At 44.7% G+C, this 17465-nt stretch carries 18 protein-coding genes and 1 tRNA gene; 18 read left to right on the top strand and 1 reads right to left on the bottom strand.

All coding sequences use genetic code 11. The annotated features are described in order from the left end of the window. Positions 1–97: 97 nt before the first annotated feature. Genes mnmE through rsmG form a run of 3 tightly spaced genes read left to right on the top strand, consistent with a single transcriptional unit; the run spans position 98 to position 4067 of the window. Positions 98–1468 (top strand): tRNA uridine-5-carboxymethylaminomethyl(34) synthesis GTPase MnmE, encoded by a 1371-nt coding sequence (gene mnmE, locus Selli1_RS09580; RefSeq protein WP_281872908.1) that lies wholly within the window; start codon positions 98–100, stop codon positions 1466–1468. Then, on the top strand, positions 1434–3335 hold the full coding sequence (gene mnmG / locus Selli1_RS09575) for a tRNA uridine-5-carboxymethylaminomethyl(34) synthesis enzyme MnmG (RefSeq protein ID WP_191426977.1): 1902 nt from the start codon (positions 1434–1436) through the stop codon (positions 3333–3335). Before mnmE ends, mnmG begins: the two co-directional genes overlap by 35 nt. Before the next feature lie 18 nt (positions 3336–3353). Continuing rightward, a complete protein-coding gene (gene rsmG, locus Selli1_RS09570) occupies positions 3354–4067 on the top strand; it encodes a 16S rRNA (guanine(527)-N(7))-methyltransferase RsmG (RefSeq protein ID WP_281872905.1) in 714 nt (237 codons plus the stop codon). 53 nt (positions 4068–4120) lie between these two features. On the opposite strand, the gene Selli1_RS09565 is transcribed toward rsmG, so the two are convergent. Next, complete coding sequence (locus Selli1_RS09565; protein WP_281872904.1) at positions 4121–5071, bottom strand: alpha/beta fold hydrolase; 951 nt, start codon at positions 5069–5071, stop codon at positions 4121–4123. 499 nt (positions 5072–5570) lie between these two features. Here Selli1_RS09565 and Selli1_RS09560 point away from each other — a divergent pair, with 499 nt between their 5' ends. The 15 genes from Selli1_RS09560 to Selli1_RS09490 all read left to right on the top strand — a co-directional run bounded on the left by Selli1_RS09560 (position 5571) and on the right by Selli1_RS09490 (position 17459). Next, positions 5571–6341 carry a ParA family protein gene (locus tag Selli1_RS09560; protein ID WP_087166519.1) on the top strand — a complete coding sequence of 257 codons (771 nt, stop codon included), beginning with the start codon at positions 5571–5573 and terminating at the stop codon, positions 6339–6341. Next, positions 6338–7258, top strand: a complete 921-nt coding sequence (locus Selli1_RS09555) for a ParB/RepB/Spo0J family partition protein (protein WP_087255195.1) — start codon at positions 6338–6340, stop codon at positions 7256–7258. The genes Selli1_RS09560 and Selli1_RS09555 overlap by 4 nt, the downstream gene beginning before the upstream one ends. A gap of 1 nt (position 7259) precedes the next feature. Further along, complete coding sequence (locus tag Selli1_RS09550) at positions 7260–7787, top strand: DUF4446 family protein (protein WP_087166521.1); 528 nt, start codon at positions 7260–7262, stop codon at positions 7785–7787. A gap of 17 nt (positions 7788–7804) precedes the next feature. Further along, positions 7805–9085, top strand: coding sequence for a serine--tRNA ligase (gene serS / locus Selli1_RS09545; protein ID WP_281845494.1), 1281 nt, complete (start codon positions 7805–7807; stop codon positions 9083–9085). Continuing rightward, entirely contained in the window at positions 9085–9963 is an 879-nt protein-coding gene (locus Selli1_RS09540; protein WP_087166523.1) for a DUF3881 family protein, read from the top strand. The genes serS and Selli1_RS09540 overlap by 1 nt, the downstream gene beginning before the upstream one ends. 179 nt (positions 9964–10142) lie before the next feature. After that, positions 10143–10219: transfer RNA gene (locus Selli1_RS09535), tRNA-Arg, on the top strand. A 569-nt stretch (positions 10220–10788) separates the two neighbouring features. Beyond that, positions 10789–10992 carry a hypothetical protein gene (locus Selli1_RS09530; protein ID WP_223385014.1) on the top strand — a complete coding sequence of 68 codons (204 nt, stop codon included), beginning with the start codon at positions 10789–10791 and terminating at the stop codon, positions 10990–10992. After that, positions 10989–11918, top strand: coding sequence for a DUF6017 domain-containing protein (locus Selli1_RS09525; RefSeq protein ID WP_002304312.1), 930 nt, complete (start codon positions 10989–10991; stop codon positions 11916–11918). The genes Selli1_RS09530 and Selli1_RS09525 overlap by 4 nt, the downstream gene beginning before the upstream one ends. Before the next feature lie 6 nt (positions 11919–11924). Continuing rightward, on the top strand, positions 11925–12752 hold the full coding sequence (locus tag Selli1_RS09520; protein WP_002304313.1) for a ParA family protein: 828 nt from the start codon (positions 11925–11927) through the stop codon (positions 12750–12752). Then, the gene (locus Selli1_RS09515; RefSeq protein WP_002304314.1) at positions 12709–13635 is read left to right on the top strand and encodes a ParB/RepB/Spo0J family partition protein; all 927 of its coding nucleotides are present in this window, start codon (positions 12709–12711) and stop codon (positions 13633–13635) included. The genes Selli1_RS09520 and Selli1_RS09515 overlap by 44 nt, the downstream gene beginning before the upstream one ends. An 8-nt stretch (positions 13636–13643) precedes the next feature. After that, entirely contained in the window at positions 13644–14171 is a 528-nt protein-coding gene (locus tag Selli1_RS09510) for a hypothetical protein (protein ID WP_002304315.1), read from the top strand. A gap of 54 nt (positions 14172–14225) precedes the next feature. Next, positions 14226–14867 (top strand): DUF3846 domain-containing protein, encoded by a 642-nt coding sequence (locus Selli1_RS09505; protein ID WP_002588969.1) that lies wholly within the window; start codon positions 14226–14228, stop codon positions 14865–14867. Between the two features lie 10 nt (positions 14868–14877). After that, on the top strand, positions 14878–15189 hold the full coding sequence (locus tag Selli1_RS09500; protein ID WP_002304317.1) for a DUF5720 family protein: 312 nt from the start codon (positions 14878–14880) through the stop codon (positions 15187–15189). Positions 15190–15225: 36 nt separating this feature from the next. After that, positions 15226–15708 carry a PcfB family protein gene (locus Selli1_RS09495; protein WP_002304320.1) on the top strand — a complete coding sequence of 161 codons (483 nt, stop codon included), beginning with the start codon at positions 15226–15228 and terminating at the stop codon, positions 15706–15708. Next, the gene (locus tag Selli1_RS09490; RefSeq protein WP_002588968.1) at positions 15708–17459 is read left to right on the top strand and encodes a VirD4-like conjugal transfer protein, CD1115 family; all 1752 of its coding nucleotides are present in this window, start codon (positions 15708–15710) and stop codon (positions 17457–17459) included. Before Selli1_RS09495 ends, Selli1_RS09490 begins: the two co-directional genes overlap by 1 nt. The last annotated feature ends 6 nt before the right edge of the window (positions 17460–17465 follow it).

Raw genomic sequence — 17465 nt, 5'->3', positions numbered from 1 at the left:
ATTTCCATGACAACAGGAGAATCTGCCCTTTTTGTTTTTCGAACAGGAAAATATTTCCAGTGCAGAATATGCAGGAACAAGAGAGGGTGCAGACATGATGAAAGTAACGGAGACAATCGCAGCGATCTCGACAGCCATGTCGGATTCCGGAATCGGAATTGTAAGGATCAGCGGACCGGATGCATTTGAAATTGCAGACAGGATTTATAAAGGGAAGAAAACACTTTCCTCGCAGCCATCTCATACCGTACATTATGGGTGGATCAAGGACGGGGAAAATACGATAGATGAAGTGCTGGTGATGCTTATGAGAGGACCGCACAGCTATACAGGAGAAGATACCGTGGAAATCGACTGCCACGGGGGAATCTTTGTCGTCAGAAAAATACTGGAAACCGTACTGAAAAACGGCGCCAGAGCTGCTGAACCGGGTGAATTTACAAAGAGGGCTTTCCTGAATGGAAGGATGGATCTGTCGCAGGCAGAGGCGGTCATAGACGTCATTCATTCCAAAAATGAGTATGCCTTGAAGAATTCAGTCAGTCAGTTGAAAGGAAGCGTACAACGCAAAATCAGCGCCATGAGGGAAGAAATTCTGTATCATACAGCCTACATTGAGTCTGCCCTGGATGATCCGGAGCATATTTCTCTGGACGGATACGGAGATACCCTTGTGGAAAAAGTAGAGGAATTGTTGAAAGAACTGAAAAAACTGATCGATACTGCGGATAACGGCAGGATGATGCAGGAAGGAATCCGGACGGTGATCGTAGGAAAGCCAAATGCAGGGAAGTCCTCTCTTCTGAATGCGCTGGTAGGAGAAGAGCGGGCCATTGTGACGGAGATTGAGGGGACGACAAGGGATATTCTGGAAGAGCACATCCAGTTAAACGGAGTCAGCCTGAATATTATGGATACGGCCGGAATCCGAAAGACAGAAGATGTGGTGGAAAAAATCGGCGTCGACCGGGCGAAAAATCAGGCAGAAGATGCGGATTTGATTATTTTTGTAGTTGACTCATCGCGAAATCTGGATGAAAATGATTTTGAGATCATGGAGATGATCCAGGATAAGAACGTGATTGTTCTGTTGAATAAGTCGGATCTTGAGACAAAGGTGACAAAAGAAATGATCCAGGAACATCTGGATAAGCCGATGATTGAGATTTCAGCAAAGGAAGAAGAGGGAATCTACGAACTGGAACAGACCGTAAAGGAGATGTTTTTCCGGGGCGAGATTGCTTTTAATGATGAAGTCTATATTACGAATGTGAGGCAGAAAGAGGCTCTGGAACAGGCCTTTACAAGCCTGAAACAGGTAAAACGAAGTATCGAAGACGGCATGCCGGAGGATTTTTATACGATTGATCTGATGGATGCATACGAAGCACTTGGAAGTATTACGGGAGAAACGATAGGAGAGGATCTGGTTAATGAAATATTCAGTAAATTCTGTATGGGAAAATAAAGACGTGTACGATGTTGCTGTAATCGGCGCCGGACATGCGGGCTGTGAGGCGGCCCTGGCGGCGGCAAGACTTGGGATGAGGACGATTGTCTTTACGGTCAGCATGGAAAGCGTGGCGATGATGCCGTGCAATCCGAATATCGGCGGAACATCAAAGGGACATCTGGTAAAAGAGGTGGATGCTCTCGGCGGAGAGATGGGAAAGGTCATCGACCGCACATTTATTCAGTCAAAAATGCTCAACCGTTCCAAAGGGCCTGCGGTTCATTCATTGAGAGCGCAGGCGGATAAACAGGAGTACAGCAAGGCCATGCGTATGGTGCTGGAAAACCAGCCGGGGCTGGATTTAAAGCAGGCGGAAGTGGTGGATATTCTCGTGGAAGACGGGAAAGTTACCGGAGTACAGATCATCTCCGGTGCCATATACCGCTGTAAGGCCGTAATCCTCTGTACAGGGACGTATTTGAAGGCGAGGTGTATTTATGGTGATGTCAGCATAGAAACCGGCCCAAACGGCCTTCAGGCGTCCACATACCTGTCTGACTGCATGAAGAAGCTTGGTGTATCAATGTACCGTTTTAAGACAGGAACTCCGGCGAGAATCGACCGCAGATCGATTGATTTTTCCAAGATGGAAGAGCAGAAGGGAGACGAAAGAATTACACCGTTTTCCTTTACAACAGATCCGGAATCGGTGCAGAGAGAGCAGATTTCCTGCTGGCTGACGTATACGAATGAAAAAACCCATGAAATCATCCGGAATAATCTGGACAGATCCCCTCTGTTTTCCGGCGCGATCGAGGGAACCGGACCGAGGTATTGTCCGTCTATCGAAGACAAGGTCGTAAAATTCGCAGATAAAAACAGGCATCAGGTATTCATCGAACCGGAGGGAGAATATACGAATGAGATGTATATCGGCGGAATGTCCAGTTCCCTCCCGGAGGATGTACAGTATGAGATGTACCGTTCTGTACCGGGGCTGGAGCATGCGAAGATTGTGAGAAATGCCTATGCGATTGAGTATGACTGTATCGATGCAAGACAGCTTTATCCGACGCTGGAATTTCGGAAGGTGGAAGGGCTCTACAGTGCCGGACAGTTTAACGGAAGCTCCGGATATGAGGAGGCTGCGGCACAGGGACTTGTAGCGGGCATCAATGCGGCGCAGAAGATCCTTGGCAGGGAACAGCTCATTCTGGACCGTTCCCAGGCTTATATCGGCGTTCTCATCGATGATCTGGTTACAAAAGAGAGCCATGAACCATACAGAATGATGACATCCAGGGCAGAATACCGCCTCCTGCTTCGCCAGGACAATGCGGACCAGAGACTGACGAAGATTGGATATGAAATCGGGCTGGTTTCAGAAGAACGGTATGAAAAACTACTGGAAAAAGAAAAAATGATAGCGTCTGAGATAGAACGAGTAGAACATGTGAATGTTGGAACTAGTGAAAAAGTACAGAATCTGTTAATACAGTATGGAAGTACTCCACTGAATTCCGGAGCAACCATTGCGGATCTGATCCGGAGACCGGAGCTTCATTACAATATTCTGGCTCCAATTGATGAAAACAGGCCGCAGATTCCGGAAGAAGTGGCAGAGCAGGTTGATATTAATATTAAATATGACGGATATATCAAGCGGCAGATGCGGCAGGTGGAACAGTTCAAGAAGATGGAGAAAAAGAAAATACCGGAGGATATTGATTATAACGATGTGAAAAGCCTTCGGATTGAGGCAGTGCAGAAGCTGAGCGCGCAGCGTCCGGTATCCATCGGACAGGCATCCAGAATATCCGGGGTTTCACCGGCAGATATTTCCGTGCTGCTGGTCTATCTGGAGTCCATGAGACGGGCTTAACGGGAAAGGAGAAGAAGAGTGGATAAGGTGTTTGAAGCAAGATTAAAAGAGATCGGTCTTTCCCTGACGGACAGACAGTACGAACAGTTTGATCAGTATTATGATATTCTGGTGGAATGGAACAAGGTAATGAATCTCACCGGAATTACAGAATATGAGGAAGTGAATGAAAAGCATTTCCTGGACAGCCTTTCGATTGTCAAAAGCTGTGATATGACAAAGGTATCATCATTGATCGATGTGGGGAGCGGAGCCGGATTTCCGGGAATTCCGCTTAAAATCGTCTTTCCAGAGATCAAAGTTGTGTTGCTGGATTCATTAAATAAAAGAATCCGTTTTCTGAATGAGGTAATTGCAAAGCTGGGACTTAACGGAATTGAAACGATCCATGGAAGAGCAGAAGATTTCGCTAAAAAGGCGGATTATAGAGAAAAGTTTGACCTTTGTGTATCGCGCGCAGTGGCAAATCTGGCCACTTTATCGGAATATTGCCTTCCTTATGTAAAAGTTGGCGGCTATTTTGTACCGTATAAGTCGGAAGAAGTGGATGAAGAAGTAGAACAGGCACGCAATGCGGCAAAAATTCTTGGAGGAACAATCGAAGAAGTGTATAAGTTCAAGCTGCAGGGAACCGAGATTGGCCGTTCATTCATTAAAATTAAGAAAATCAAATCTACGGCAAAGAAATATCCGAGAAAAGCAGGCCTGCCTGCAAAAGAGCCATTACAGTAATAAAAACAGTAATAAAAAAATGAGTGTTTCACGTGAAACACTCATTTTTTTTGTTATTTTGGATCAAGAAGGATCTCAACCTGTTCGCAAAATTCTTCCGGTTTTTCAATGTGAGGATAGGCTTTTGTCTCTCCCATGGAGACAATTTCGATTGACGGAAGGTATTTTTGATACTGGGATGCGTTCTCAATAAAGAGAGGATTCTCAGCACCGGTAATAATAAAGATACTGTGTGTGATCCTTGAAAGGAATGGTGCAAGGTTCACATTCGTATAGTTTCCGCGGATGCTTGCAAACAGGTATCTGGAATGCATATGATCCAGATGAGCAGACTCATAATAGGTATTGACCATAAGCTCATCGATCTGAGCAGGATCAAAGAATGCTTCTTCCGATTTTGCGGCAATCCGTCTCCGGCAGAACAAGATATTATAAAGGAAAGTGCCAAGCAGTGGCATATTGATAAAGTGATATAATAATTTGCTGCGCTTGGAAGGTATTTTAGCCAACTCATGCAGGCTCTGCGGATTAACGAAGATCATTTTATCAATTAGTTCCTGGCTGGAGGTTGCTGTCATTGCTACAAGAGGAGCAGAAGCACCAGTGGCGATGACATCTACAGGTTCATGGACTACATGTTTGATAAAATCGGAAATCATCTGTACATACAGAAAATTGGTATAGGTCAGGTTTGGCTTATCTGACTGACCACATCCGAGAAGATCTACCGTATAAACAGTATGCTCCCTGGAAAGTAAAGGAACAATGTGAGACCACTCTACAGATGAGCTTGCCGGAGCAAGATCGTGGAGCAGCAGCAAAGGCTTCCCAGTGCCGCATTTTCTATAATGAATCTTCCCAAAACGCCATTCATAATCAGATTCATTCTCTTTGTGAAGCAGATTATGCAGTGTAGAGAGATGATGAATCGTTCTGTTTATAATATGTATTGTAGCTGCACATAAGGCAGTCAGGATAACAAAAGATCTTATTTTTTTCTTCATAAATTCGGCCAACTTTCATAGTTATTCTTATGATATATTATACTACATTGGATAGAGCAAGAAAAGAAGTGAATGTATGAAATTTTCGACACGATTCTTGTTTTGGTTATTGCTCATCGAGAATTCAAGGCGCAGTGGTTTGGTGCAAAAAGAAAATGTTTCACGTGAAACATCATGTGTTTGAGGGACGATTTTAGCTTGAAGACAAAGACCTGGTTTTGTTCCAAAATGTTCCACGTGAAACATTTTTGCCGAAATCGGAGCTGCACAGCTGAATTGACACGAGTTTCTTGATGTTCCACGTGAAACATTCTGCTGAAATTTGAGTTATGGAGCTGAATGAATACGAAATTTTTTTGTTTCACGTGGAACATTTCACCGAAATCTGAACCACATAGCTGAATCGTTACGAATTTTTCATGTTTCACATGAAACATTATATAGATTATAGAAATAAAAAATGTTATAATAAGGCTTATGAAAGAAAGGTGAAGTATAAATGGGTAGAATAATTGCGGTTGCCAATCAGAAAGGCGGCGTCGGCAAGACGACAACAGCTATTAATTTATCCTCGTGTCTGGCGGCAAAAGGACAGAAAGTATTGGCGATTGACATGGACCCGCAGGGAAATATGACCAGCGGGCTGGGGGTAGAGAAAGATCAGGTAGAAAATACAGTCTATGATCTGATCATTGGAAAAGCAGGAATTGAAGAGGTTCTGTGCAAAGAAGTGATTGAAAATCTGGACGTGCTTCCTACAAATATTGATTTGTCGGCCGCCGAAATCGAAATGATTGGAGTAGAAAACAAAGAATATATCCTCAGAGATGAGGTGGCAAAGATAAGAGAAAATTATGATTATGTGATTATCGACTGCCCTCCGTCTTTGAATATGTTGACAATCAATGCGATGACGACAGCTGACAGTGTACTGGTCCCGATTCAGTGTGAATACTATGCTCTGGAGGGATTAAGCCAGCTGATCCACACAATTGAACTTGTACAGGAAAGATTGAATGAGAATCTGAAGATGGAAGGCGTCGTGTTCACAATGTATGATGCGAGAACAAATCTTTCACTTCAGGTAGTGGAAAATGTAAAAGATAACCTGGAACAGACGATCTACAAGACCATCATTCCGAGAAATATCAGACTTGCTGAGGCGCCAAGCTATGGTATGCCGATTAATCTGTATGATCCAAAGTCAACCGGAGCAGAGAGTTATATGCTATTGGCAGATGAAGTTATTCATAAAGGAGAAGAAGAATGACAGCGAAAAGAAGTGGATTAGGAAAAGGACTTGGAAAGGGACTGGACAGTCTGATCCCGGATAACCGTTCGGCCAAAAAGAGTACGCCTGCAAAGGAAAAAACAGAAGAAGCGGTATCAACTGGAGAAAAACTGGTGAAAATCAATATGATTGAACCAAACAGAGAACAGCCGAGAAGAAATTTTGAGGAAGATTCCCTTCTGGAACTTGCAGAGTCGATCAAGCAGTTTGGAGTGCTGCAGCCGCTTCTTGTACAGAAAAAGGACGGATATTATGAAATTATCGCCGGAGAACGGAGATGGAGGGCAGCTAAGCTGGCCGGAGTCAAGGAAGTGCCAGTGATTATAAGAGAATATTCAAAACAGGAAGTCGTTGAGATTGCTCTGATCGAAAACATTCAGAGAGAAAACCTGAATCCAGTAGAAGAAGCACAGGCATATAAAAGACTGATGGAAGAGTTTTCCATGAAGCAGGATGAAATCGCGGAGCGTGTTGGAAAGAGCAGAACAGCAGTAACGAATTCGATCCGTCTCCTGAAGCTGGATGAAAGAGTACAACAGATGCTGATTGACGATATGATTTCAAGTGGACATGCAAGGGCACTTCTTGCTTTGGAAGATAAGGAAGAACAATATGCGGCTGCAACTCAGGTTTTTGATGAAAAACTGAGTGTAAGAGAGACAGAAAAGCTGATCCGTGAATGGAATAAACCAAAACCGGAGAAAAAGAAAGTAAAAAAGGAAAATGATTTTATTTACCATGATCTGGAGGAAAAAATGAAAGGAATCATGGGAACGAAAGTCAGCGTCAACAGAAAGGCAAATGGTAAAGGAAAAATAGAAATAGAGTATTATTCTGACGAAGAACTGGAAAGACTGTTTGAGATGATCATGAGTATTAGAGAGGAAGTCAGATAAGATGCAGAGTAAAATTCTGGAATCGATAGGTATTGATCCGGCATATATTCTGATTGTCATGTTTCTGATTCTGATTATACTGGGAGCTTTTCTTGTGAGTCTCAACATGAAGTATAATCGACTGAAAAGAAGCTATTCCCGGTTTATGCGAGGAAGCGACGGGAAGACGCTGGAAGATAATATCCGGCGTCACCTGGAAGAAATGGAGAGGATTGAAGAACTTTCCGGACAGAATCAGATGGAACTGCGGTCATTAAAAGAAAAAATCAGTGGAAGTATTCAGAAAACGGGACTGGTGCAGTACGATGCTTTTAATGAAATGGGCGGGAAATTGAGCTTTGCGTTTACGATACTGGATGGAGAAGACAATGGCTGGATCTTAAATGCCATGCACAGCAGAGAAGGATGTTACATTTATATAAAAGAAATTGTGAACGGAGAATGTCACACAGAACTTGCCGAGGAAGAGGCGGAATCACTGGAACAGGCTATGTATGGTGATTCAGAGGAACTGGCAGGAATAGAATAAGGAAGGAAGAGTTTAAAATGTTAGATATTAAGTTTGTCAGAAGTAACCCGGATGTAGTAAAAGAAAATATCAAAAAGAAATTTCAGGATGATAAACTGCCGCTGGTAGATGAAGTACTGGAACTTGACAAGAGAAACCGTGAAATCAAACAGGAAGTAGAAGCGCTGCGAGCAGATAAGAACAAAATTTCAAAACAAATCGGTGCCTGCATGGCTCAGGGAAAGAAAGAAGAAGCGGAAGAACTGAAAAAACAGGTGGAGGCAAATGCCGGAAGAACAGCTGAACTTTCTGCAGAAGAAAAGGAAGTAGAAGAGAAAATCAAAAAGATCATGATGGTGATTCCGAATATCATTGATCCGTCTGTACCAATCGGGAAAGATGACAGCGAAAATGTAGAGCTGGAACGCTTCGGAGAGCCGGTTGTTCCGGACTATGAGATCCCATATCATACAGAAATCATGGAAAAATTCAATGGAATCGATCTGGAAAGCGCCGGAAAAGTGGCAGGAAACGGTTTCTATTACCTGATGGGGGACATTGCAAGGCTTCACTCAGCGGTAATCTCTTATGCAAGAGATTTTATGATTAACCGCGGATTTACTTACTGTGTACCGCCGTTTATGATCCGCAGCAATGTCGTGACCGGAGTAATGAGCTTCGCAGAAATGGATGCAATGATGTATAAGATTGAAGGAGAAGATCTGTACCTGATCGGAACAAGTGAACACTCCATGATTGGAAAATTCATTGATTCCATGCTTCCGGAGGAGACACTTCCGAGAACACTGACCAGTTATTCTCCATGCTTCAGAAAAGAAAAAGGGGCACACGGAATTGAAGAGCGTGGTGTATACAGAATACATCAGTTTGAAAAGCAGGAAATGATTGTTGTATGTAAACCGGAAGACAGTATGGAATGGTATGAAAAAATGTGGAAAAACACAGTAGATTTCTTCCGCACTCTGGATATCCCGGTACGTACACTGGAATGCTGCTCCGGAGATCTTGCGGATCTGAAAGTGAAGTCCTGCGATGTGGAAGCATGGTCTCCAAGACAGAAAAAATATTTTGAAGTAGGAAGCTGCTCCAACCTTGGAGACGCTCAGGCAAGACGTCTTGGAATCCGTGTAAAAGGACAGGACGGAAAGAAATATTTTGCACATACACTCAATAACACAGTAGTAGCGCCGCCAAGAATGCTGATCGCATTTCTGGAAAACAATCTTCAGGCAGATGGCTCTGTGAAGATTCCGGAAGCGCTTCAGCCTTACATGGGTGGAATGAAGGAAATCAGATAATGCATAAATATTCAAAAGCAATCGGGTTCGGAGGTGATATCTCCGGATCCATGATGAGAAAAGTGGAAGAGGAAGTCCGCAGAGAATTCACCTCCCATGAAAGAATGATACTGGATGAAGATACCGATTACTGTGAATTCCGAAAGATTCTTGGAGAGCGTCTGGAACTGGCCATGTACGGTGTAATGGATCTGGACGAAAACTTTGAAAAAGAATACAGCGTGCCTGTATTTCAAGGAAAAGGAATCACCACATACGCGGATGTTATTGTAGAGAAAAAGATTGACAAAGAGGCTTATATCGGCATCTGCGAGGATGCCAGAGTGGACATTTCCCTGATGTTTTATCTTCAGAATCCGATGGAGTATGTAAGAGAACTTCAGTCTGGAAATCTCAGCAAAAAGAAAACATCCGTGACGCTCGCGGGACTTGCATATGATGGTACTGTTCTGTTCCCTGTCACAAAAAATGAAAAGGACAAAAAGGAACAAAGAGAACAGTTCCGGGACCGGATGATGCTTGTAAGCGCCGCCAGAAAAGGCGATTCCGAGGCAATAGAGACACTGACACTCAAAGATATGGATACGTACCAGAAAGTGTCCAAAAGAGTGGTTACAGAGGATATTTTCAGTATTATAGACACGTATTTTATGCCGTACGGCGTAGAATGTGACCTGTATTCAATCATGGGTGAAATCCTGGATATGGATCTGGTTATCAATGAGGTGACAAGGGAAAAAATCATGATTCTCACACTGGATGTCAATGAAATGATTTTTGATGTCTGCATTCCGAAAGCCAATATACTGGGAGAACCGGCAGTGGGAAGAAGGTTCCGCACGAATATCTGGCTCCAGGGTAAAATTAATTTTTCATAAAAGCTTCACAACACCCCCGGGATATGGTATAATCAGGGGTGTTGTGACAATTATGTTTCCGTAGCTCAGCAGGATAGAGCGACCGCCTCCTAAGGTTGCGTTACAACGGCCACCTCAAAAAAAACTAAATAAGGGATTGCAGTTCGACTTTGATCGGGCTATAATCATATATCAGACACGTCCATATAGCTCAGCTGGATAGAGCACACGCCTCCTAAGCGTGGGGTCGGAGGTTCAAATCCTCTTATGGACGCCAGTGAACAACGCCGAAAGCCTTTGTTTTCAAGGGTTTTCGGCTTTTCTTATATAAAAAGCTACGAAAAAGCTCTTTCACTGTATGAGATAAAATTCTACTCCAAAATTTGATTTTTGACAACCCCTCCAGAATCGAACGGTTGTTATAAGACAAAATCGCCAGCTAATTTTTAGCAGAAAACGGGCTGTTCTTGCTAATGAAAATGCCCTTCCTGCTAATCAGCCCCAAAATCGTGCCAAAAATCCAGCTAATCAAAAAAGGCGGATGTTTTGAATACCATGCAGTTATAGCAGATAAAATTAAATATCGTTATGTACATAGAGCGTCTATTTGCCCCGCATTGGGGATGGATAGGCGCTCTTTTTTTATGCCCAAACCCATGGGCAAATACAAGAGATTGGAGGTGTTTTATTTGAGCAAGCCTGTTTATACCGCAGACAAGCCGAGCGACTGTCATTACTGCTACTTCTGGACGAATGGCAGAAAGGGCTGCCGTCTGGGTAGAAATAATTGCTACTACTTAATCTCTTTGCCGCCGAAACCCAAGTCGGAATGTGATGGCTGTCCCTATGGGCGAGATCACCCGTGCATTGGTTGGTGTACGAAGAAGGTTATGCGTGAAGTGGGGCTTCGTTGATATGGATGTGTATGAACAGGAATACCGCTTCTACTATTTTGCCCGATGTCCTTACGAAAAGACGGATACGACTTTCCGCAGCATTCCGCTGACAACAGAAAGTTTTCCGCAGAAAGAAGGTGGTGAAGCCGTGTGAGTTTTGATTATTTTTACGGTCAGCAATCCGATCTATTCACATTCTATCGAGTTCCGAAGGTGTTGTTCACGAACGAGAGGTTCTGGAATATTTCTGCCGATGCCAAGATGCTGTATGGCATTTTGCTTGACCGCATGAGCCTGTCTGCCAAGAATGGTTGGATAGATAAAAACGGTAGAGTGTATATCATTTTTACAATCGACGAAGCGAAGATGGCTCTGAACTGTGCTGAACAAAAGGCTATCAAGCTGCTCAGTGAACTTGAGAAGAAAGCAGGATTGATTGAACGTAAGCGCCAGGGTTTGGGAAAGCCCAACCTGATCTATGTGAAGAACTTTATCTCTGCTGTGGATTCACAACTCTTGAATTGTGAAAATCACAATTCTGGAACAATGGAAATCACAACTCAAGAACTTCCGAAATCACAATGTAATAATACTGATATTAAAAATACTGAATTTAGTGATACTGATTCTATCTTTCCTTCCGGAAATGGTGGAATGATGGACGAGAATGACCGGTATCAAGAATACTTTGATTATTTCTCGGATCAGCTCAGTATGGATTTGTTGAAGAAGGATTACCCTTACGATTCCGAAATGCTGGATAACATTCTGGAGTTGATCGTTGAAACAGTTTGCACGAAGCGACCGTTGATTCGCATTGGTGCAGAGGAGCGTCCGGCAGAAATTGTCCGCAGTCGGTTTATGAAACTGAATGCCGAACACATTCGATATGTTATGGACTGCTTCAAGGAGAACACCACAAAGATTAGAAATATCCGTCAGTATATGCTGACTACGATATACAATGCGCCGACGACAATAGACACCTACTACGATGCTCTTGTTCGGCACGATATGTCACACGGATATTTGGAAGGAGGATTTAAGAAATTGAAAATGAAGCGAGAGGAAGGAGAGTGACGATAAATGTCGAAAAAAGCAACCATCATTGCGGTGGTCAATCAGAAAGGAGGCACTGGAAAGACCACCACCACCGAGAATCTGGGCGTTGGCTTGGCTCTTGAAGGAAAAAAGGTGCTTCTGGTAGACACCGATCCCCAGGCTTCCCTGACGGTCAGTTTGGGCAATCCCTGCCCGGATGATCTGTCTCCGACACTTTCCGATCTGATGGGAAAGATTATGATGGAAAACCCTATTACTCCCGATGAAGGGATTCTTCATCATCCGGAGGGCGTTGATTTGGTGCCGTCCAACATCGAACTCTCAGGTATGGAGGTAGCACTGGTCAATGCCATGAGCCGGGAAACCATTCTCCGGCAATACCTGGATACAGTCAAACAGAATTATGATTACATTCTTCTTGACTGTATGCCGTCTTTGGGTATGCTGACCGTCAATGCGTTGGCAGCTGCCGACAATGTGCTGATACCGGTTCAGGCAGCATACCTTCCTGCAAAGGGTCTGGAACAGCTGCTTGGAACCATCAACAAGGTCAAGAGGCAAATCAACCCGAAACTGAGGATTGAAGGGATTCTTCTGACGATGGTGGACAGCCGCACCAACTACTCCAAAGACATCAGCAATCTGATTCGGGAGAGCTACGGCGGAAAGCTGAAGGTTTACAAGACCGACATTCCCCGCTCTGTCCGTGCAGAGGAAATCAGCGCAGAGGGAACCAGTATCTTCAAGCATGATCCCAAAGGCAAAGTTGCCGAAGCCTATAAAATTCTGACGAAGGAGGTGTTAAACAATGCAGAAAAAAGGCGCAAACATCAGCTTGAAGGGGTACGATGATATTTTCTCCACCGATCAATCCAGAGCTGAAGCCCAGCAGGAGCGTGTGCAGGAAATTCCGCTTTCTGAGCTACACCCCTTTGAGGGACACCCCTTCCGTGTGGTTGATGATGAAGAAATGATGAAAACGGCAGAGAGCGTCCGAGATTTCGGAGTTCTCACTCCTGCGATTGTCCGTCCTGACCCCGACGGTGGTTATGAAATCGTTTCTGGTCACAGGCGGCACCGGGCATCGGAGCTTGCGGGTAAGGAAACCATGCCTGCGATTGTTCGTGACCTGGACGATGATGCAGCCATTATTTTGATGGTTGATGCGAATTTGCAGAGGGAGAGTATCCTGCCGAGTGAAAGAGCATTTGCTTATAAGATGAAGCTGGATGCGATTAAACATCAAGGTCAACGCACCGATTTAACTTCATCCCAAGTTGGGATGAAGTTGCAGGCAATGGATATAGTCGGTCAGGAGGCAGGAGAAAGCAGAAATCAGGTACACCGTTATATCCGTCTGACCGAACTGATTCCGGAACTGCTGGATATGGTAGATACGGGTCAGATCAAATTCAATCCTGCGGTGGAGCTTTCCTATCTGGCAAGTGAAGAACAGAAGGATTTTCTTTCTGCAATGGATTATGCTCAAGCAGCTCCTTCCCTTTCGCAAGCACAGCGAATTAAAAAGCTCGCACAGGAGGGCGAGTGTACGCTGGATGCGATGTGCGAGATTATGAATGAAATCAAGAAGGGAGAGCTGGACAGAGTAACCTTCAAAACGGATTCGTTGCGAAAATACTTCCCGAAGTCCTATACCAACAAGCAGATGGAGGATAAAATCATTCAGCTTTTGGAGCAATGGCAGAAAAAAAGAGAAAAATCAATGGAAAGGTAAGGTAAAAAATGTTTACACCCAAAAACATTCAGGGCGCTTTGGAAGAACTCTACGACCTTTGCGATCCTGATTATATGGTAGATATGCTCGTAAACTACAGTGAGGAGTTCGATGATATTTCTCCTGCGCTTCTGGCAAAGTCGTTTCAGAAAAATGCCGAGATGATTAGCGAGTATCGAGTATTGTCCTCTGCTGGTGAGGGTATCGACTATCAGGGAAAGGTACTTCTGAACAGCAGAGCCGTGCGGCTTCTGTCCTATGTAGAAGATATGAGCGGCGATGAAAAAGTTCGCACGATTCAGAGCAAGGAGCTGTGGTTAGCAGAAGATATGACATTCTATGTGGTGTCCTGTATGTCTACGATCACGATGGACAAGGAAGAAGCCATTTGTCTTAACGAACACCGCAGCGTGGTTACTACGGTGGAATGCGAGGACGATATTTTCTTCGACATGGGTTCCCTGATTTGCGAACTGGACGATATTTGCTTGTTCGAGCTTTTAGCCGATGTGGATGCGACTATTTATGAACTGTAACAGGTTCATGGATGGTCGCTTTTCTTATTTCCAAAGAAACGGAGGTATCGAAACTTGAAAGAATACGATGTGAAGATCACCGAAACCTTGGAGAAAACGGTTACGGTGCAAGCAGAATCTCACGATGCGGCAGAGGAACAGGTTAGAGCCGCTTATTACAATTCGGAGTACATTCTGGACTCCGAAAACTTTACCGGTGTTGCGTTCGGCACGACCGAGGAACGGGAGGTTCAGAAAGAACAGGCAGATACCATGAATGTGTTGCTGGTAAAGCCGTTCATGTATCCGCAGGCTGTGCAGATCGGCTGTGAGCTGGAGGATTTGCAGAAAGCCGTAGGTGGCGATATTGAGGCAACTTATCCGTTCAATGAGCCGGTTGCACTGGTGATGCACGACGAAGGTAAACTCGTAGGCAAAGAACTGAACCGTGCGCTGCGTGATGATGACGGCGATATTTATGACATTATCGCCGGTGATTTTCTGGTTGTGGGATTGGGCGAGGATGATTTTTGTTCTCTGTCCCCGGAACTGATGAAGCAGTTTGAGGAACACTTTCATCAGCCTGAGACTTTTGTACGCATGGGGCGCAGCATTATGGCGCTTCCCCTGCCGGATGACATGGTGAAGAAAGAAGATGCACCTGTCAAAGCTGATTCGGTTCCCCACAAAAGTAACCCTGACCGAGATGTTCTGTAAGGAGGTTCTTATGCAAAGAAATTCGACGATTGGAGAGCTGATGGAGCGAAAGCGGATTCAGGATGGTGCCAAGGAGTACCAGGGACATACCTATATGGACTTGGCACGATTTGATGACGCCACCAAGCACATGATTATTTTCGATGTGCTGACCGATGAATCGCCTGTCGGTTGGAAAGGCGAAAGAAATCGCCTGTATTTGAGCGATGTGGGTTATCAGAAGGCTCTGGATAACCAGAAAGCTGGCAATATCAAGATTATCAGCCATGCCGCAGTTGCCAAGGGCAATCTGTATTACGACCACAGAGATATGGCACGATAATCTGTTCACTCTACTGCTTGCAGGAGGTGATGAATCATGCAGGAAGAAGTTGAAAACAGAACAGTAAACCTGGCGATCAGCACAACCAAGCTGACGGGGCGCACTATCATTGCCGGTATCCGCAAGTATTTGCAGCACCGGGAAAAAGTGAAGATGAAAAAGGCACGAGACCCTGCCGTTCATGGAAAGCAATCCGTGAAACAGCTTTTGGGACAGAATCAGGGTGCTACGAATGTTGAGATCGACAAAGAGAGTATCCGTGATTTTGAAAAGCTCGCCAAGAAGTATGGCGTGGACTTTGCCGTAAGAAAAGATAAGTCCGTTGATCCTCCCCGGTTTCTTGTTTTTGTCCGTTCTAAAGATGCAGATGCTTTGGATGCAATCTGCAAGGAACATCAGGCAAGGGCATTAACCAAGAATGAAAAGCCGAGCGTTCTGGCGCAGCTGAAGAAGTTCAAGGAAATTGTCGCAGCGATTCCGAAGAAGGTTCGAGAGAAGAAACAGGAGCGTGATCTGTGATGGATAAGAGAAAAATGAAAAAGCTCCTGATTCTGAATTTACCGTATTTTCTGGTAGGGTTGTTCGCTACGAATTTAGGAGAAGCATGGAGATTGGCTGAGGGGGCAGATTCATCTGCGAAAATCCTCAGCTTTTTTCATGCCCTTCCGATAGCCCTGAACAATCCGTTTCCCAGCTTTCACCCGTTGGATTTGCTGATTGGTATTCTCTGCGGCGCAGGACTTCGGCTGGCTGTCTATCTAAAAGGCAAAAACGCAAAGAAGTACCGACACAATGTTGAGTACGGTTCTGCTCGTTGGGGAACGGCAAAAGATATTGAGCCGTTTATTGCACCAAAGTTCGAGGACAATGTGATCCTGACGAAAACGGAGCGGCTGATGATGAGCAATCGCCCGAAGAATCCTGCCAATGCCCGAAATAAGAATGTTCTGATTATCGGCGGTTCGGGTTCCGGTAAAACTCGCTTTTGGTTGAAGCCAAACCTTCTCCAGATGCACAGTTCCTATGTGGTCACTGACCCGAAAGGCAGCATCGTGATTGAGTGCGGCAACGCCCTTTTGAAGCATGGCTACACCATCAAGATTTTCAACACCATCAACTTTCAGAAGTCGATGCACTATAACCCATTTGCCTATATCCATTCAGAAAAAGACATTCTGAAACTGGTGACAACGCTGATTGCCAACACAAAGGGTGATGGAAAAGCCGGTGATGAGTTCTGGACGAAGGCGGAAACGCTGCTCTACTGTGCCTTGATCGGATATATCCACTATGAAGCTCCGGTTGAGGAACAGAATTTCTCCACCCTGATTGAGTTCCTGAACGCAATGGAGGTGCGGGAAGATGATGAGGAGTTCCAGAACCCGGTGGATCTGATGTTTGAAGCCCTGGAAAAGAAAAAGCCGAATCACTTTGCAGTCCGTCAGTATAAAAAATACAAGCTGGCTGCCGGCAAGACCGCTAAGTCGATTTTGATTTCCTGCGGCGCTCGTCTGGCTCCTTTTGATATTCAGGAGGTCAGAGATGTGACTGCCTATGACGAGTTGCAGTTGGATACTCTCGGAGATAAGAAAACGGCGCTCTTTCTGATTATGTCAGATACGGATGCGACGTTTAATTTTTTGATCTCCATGATTTACACACAGCTGTTCAACTTGTTGTGCGAGAAAGCAGATGATGTGTACGGCGGCAGACTGCCGGTTCATGTGCGCTGCTTGATTGATGAGATGGCAAACATCGGTCAGATTCCCAATCTGGAAAAACTGGTAGCGACAATCCGAAGCCGTGAAATATCGGCTTGCCTTGTTCTCCAGGCACAATCACAGCTGAAAGCCATTTATAAAGACAATGCCGATACCATCATCGGCAACATGGATTCCCGAATTTTCCTGGGTGGTTCTGAGCCAACCACGCTCAAAGAACTGAATCAGGCATTGGGAAAAGAAACTATCGACACCTACAACACCTCCAACACCAGAGGTAACAGCCCGTCTTACGGCTTGAATTATCAGAAGTTAGGCAAAGACCTTGCGAGCGTAGATGAGCTTGCGGTTCTGGATGGCAGCAAGTGTATTTTGCAGTTGCGTGGTGTCAGACCGTTTCTTTCTGACAAGTACGATCTGACGCAGCACCCCAATTATAAGTACACATCAGACTTTGATAAGAGAAATGAGTTCAACATTGAGCAGTTTCTGAGTCGAAGGTTGAAGCTCAAGGCAGGTGATGAGTTTGTGGTAGTCGATGCGGATTAAGGAGGT

Source organism: Sellimonas catena, assembly GCF_027924685.1.
Lineage (GTDB): Bacteria > Bacillota > Clostridia > Lachnospirales > Lachnospiraceae > Sellimonas > Sellimonas catena.
The sequence above is the reverse complement of the archived record's forward strand: the minus strand, read 5'-3'. Positions and strand labels throughout refer to the sequence as shown.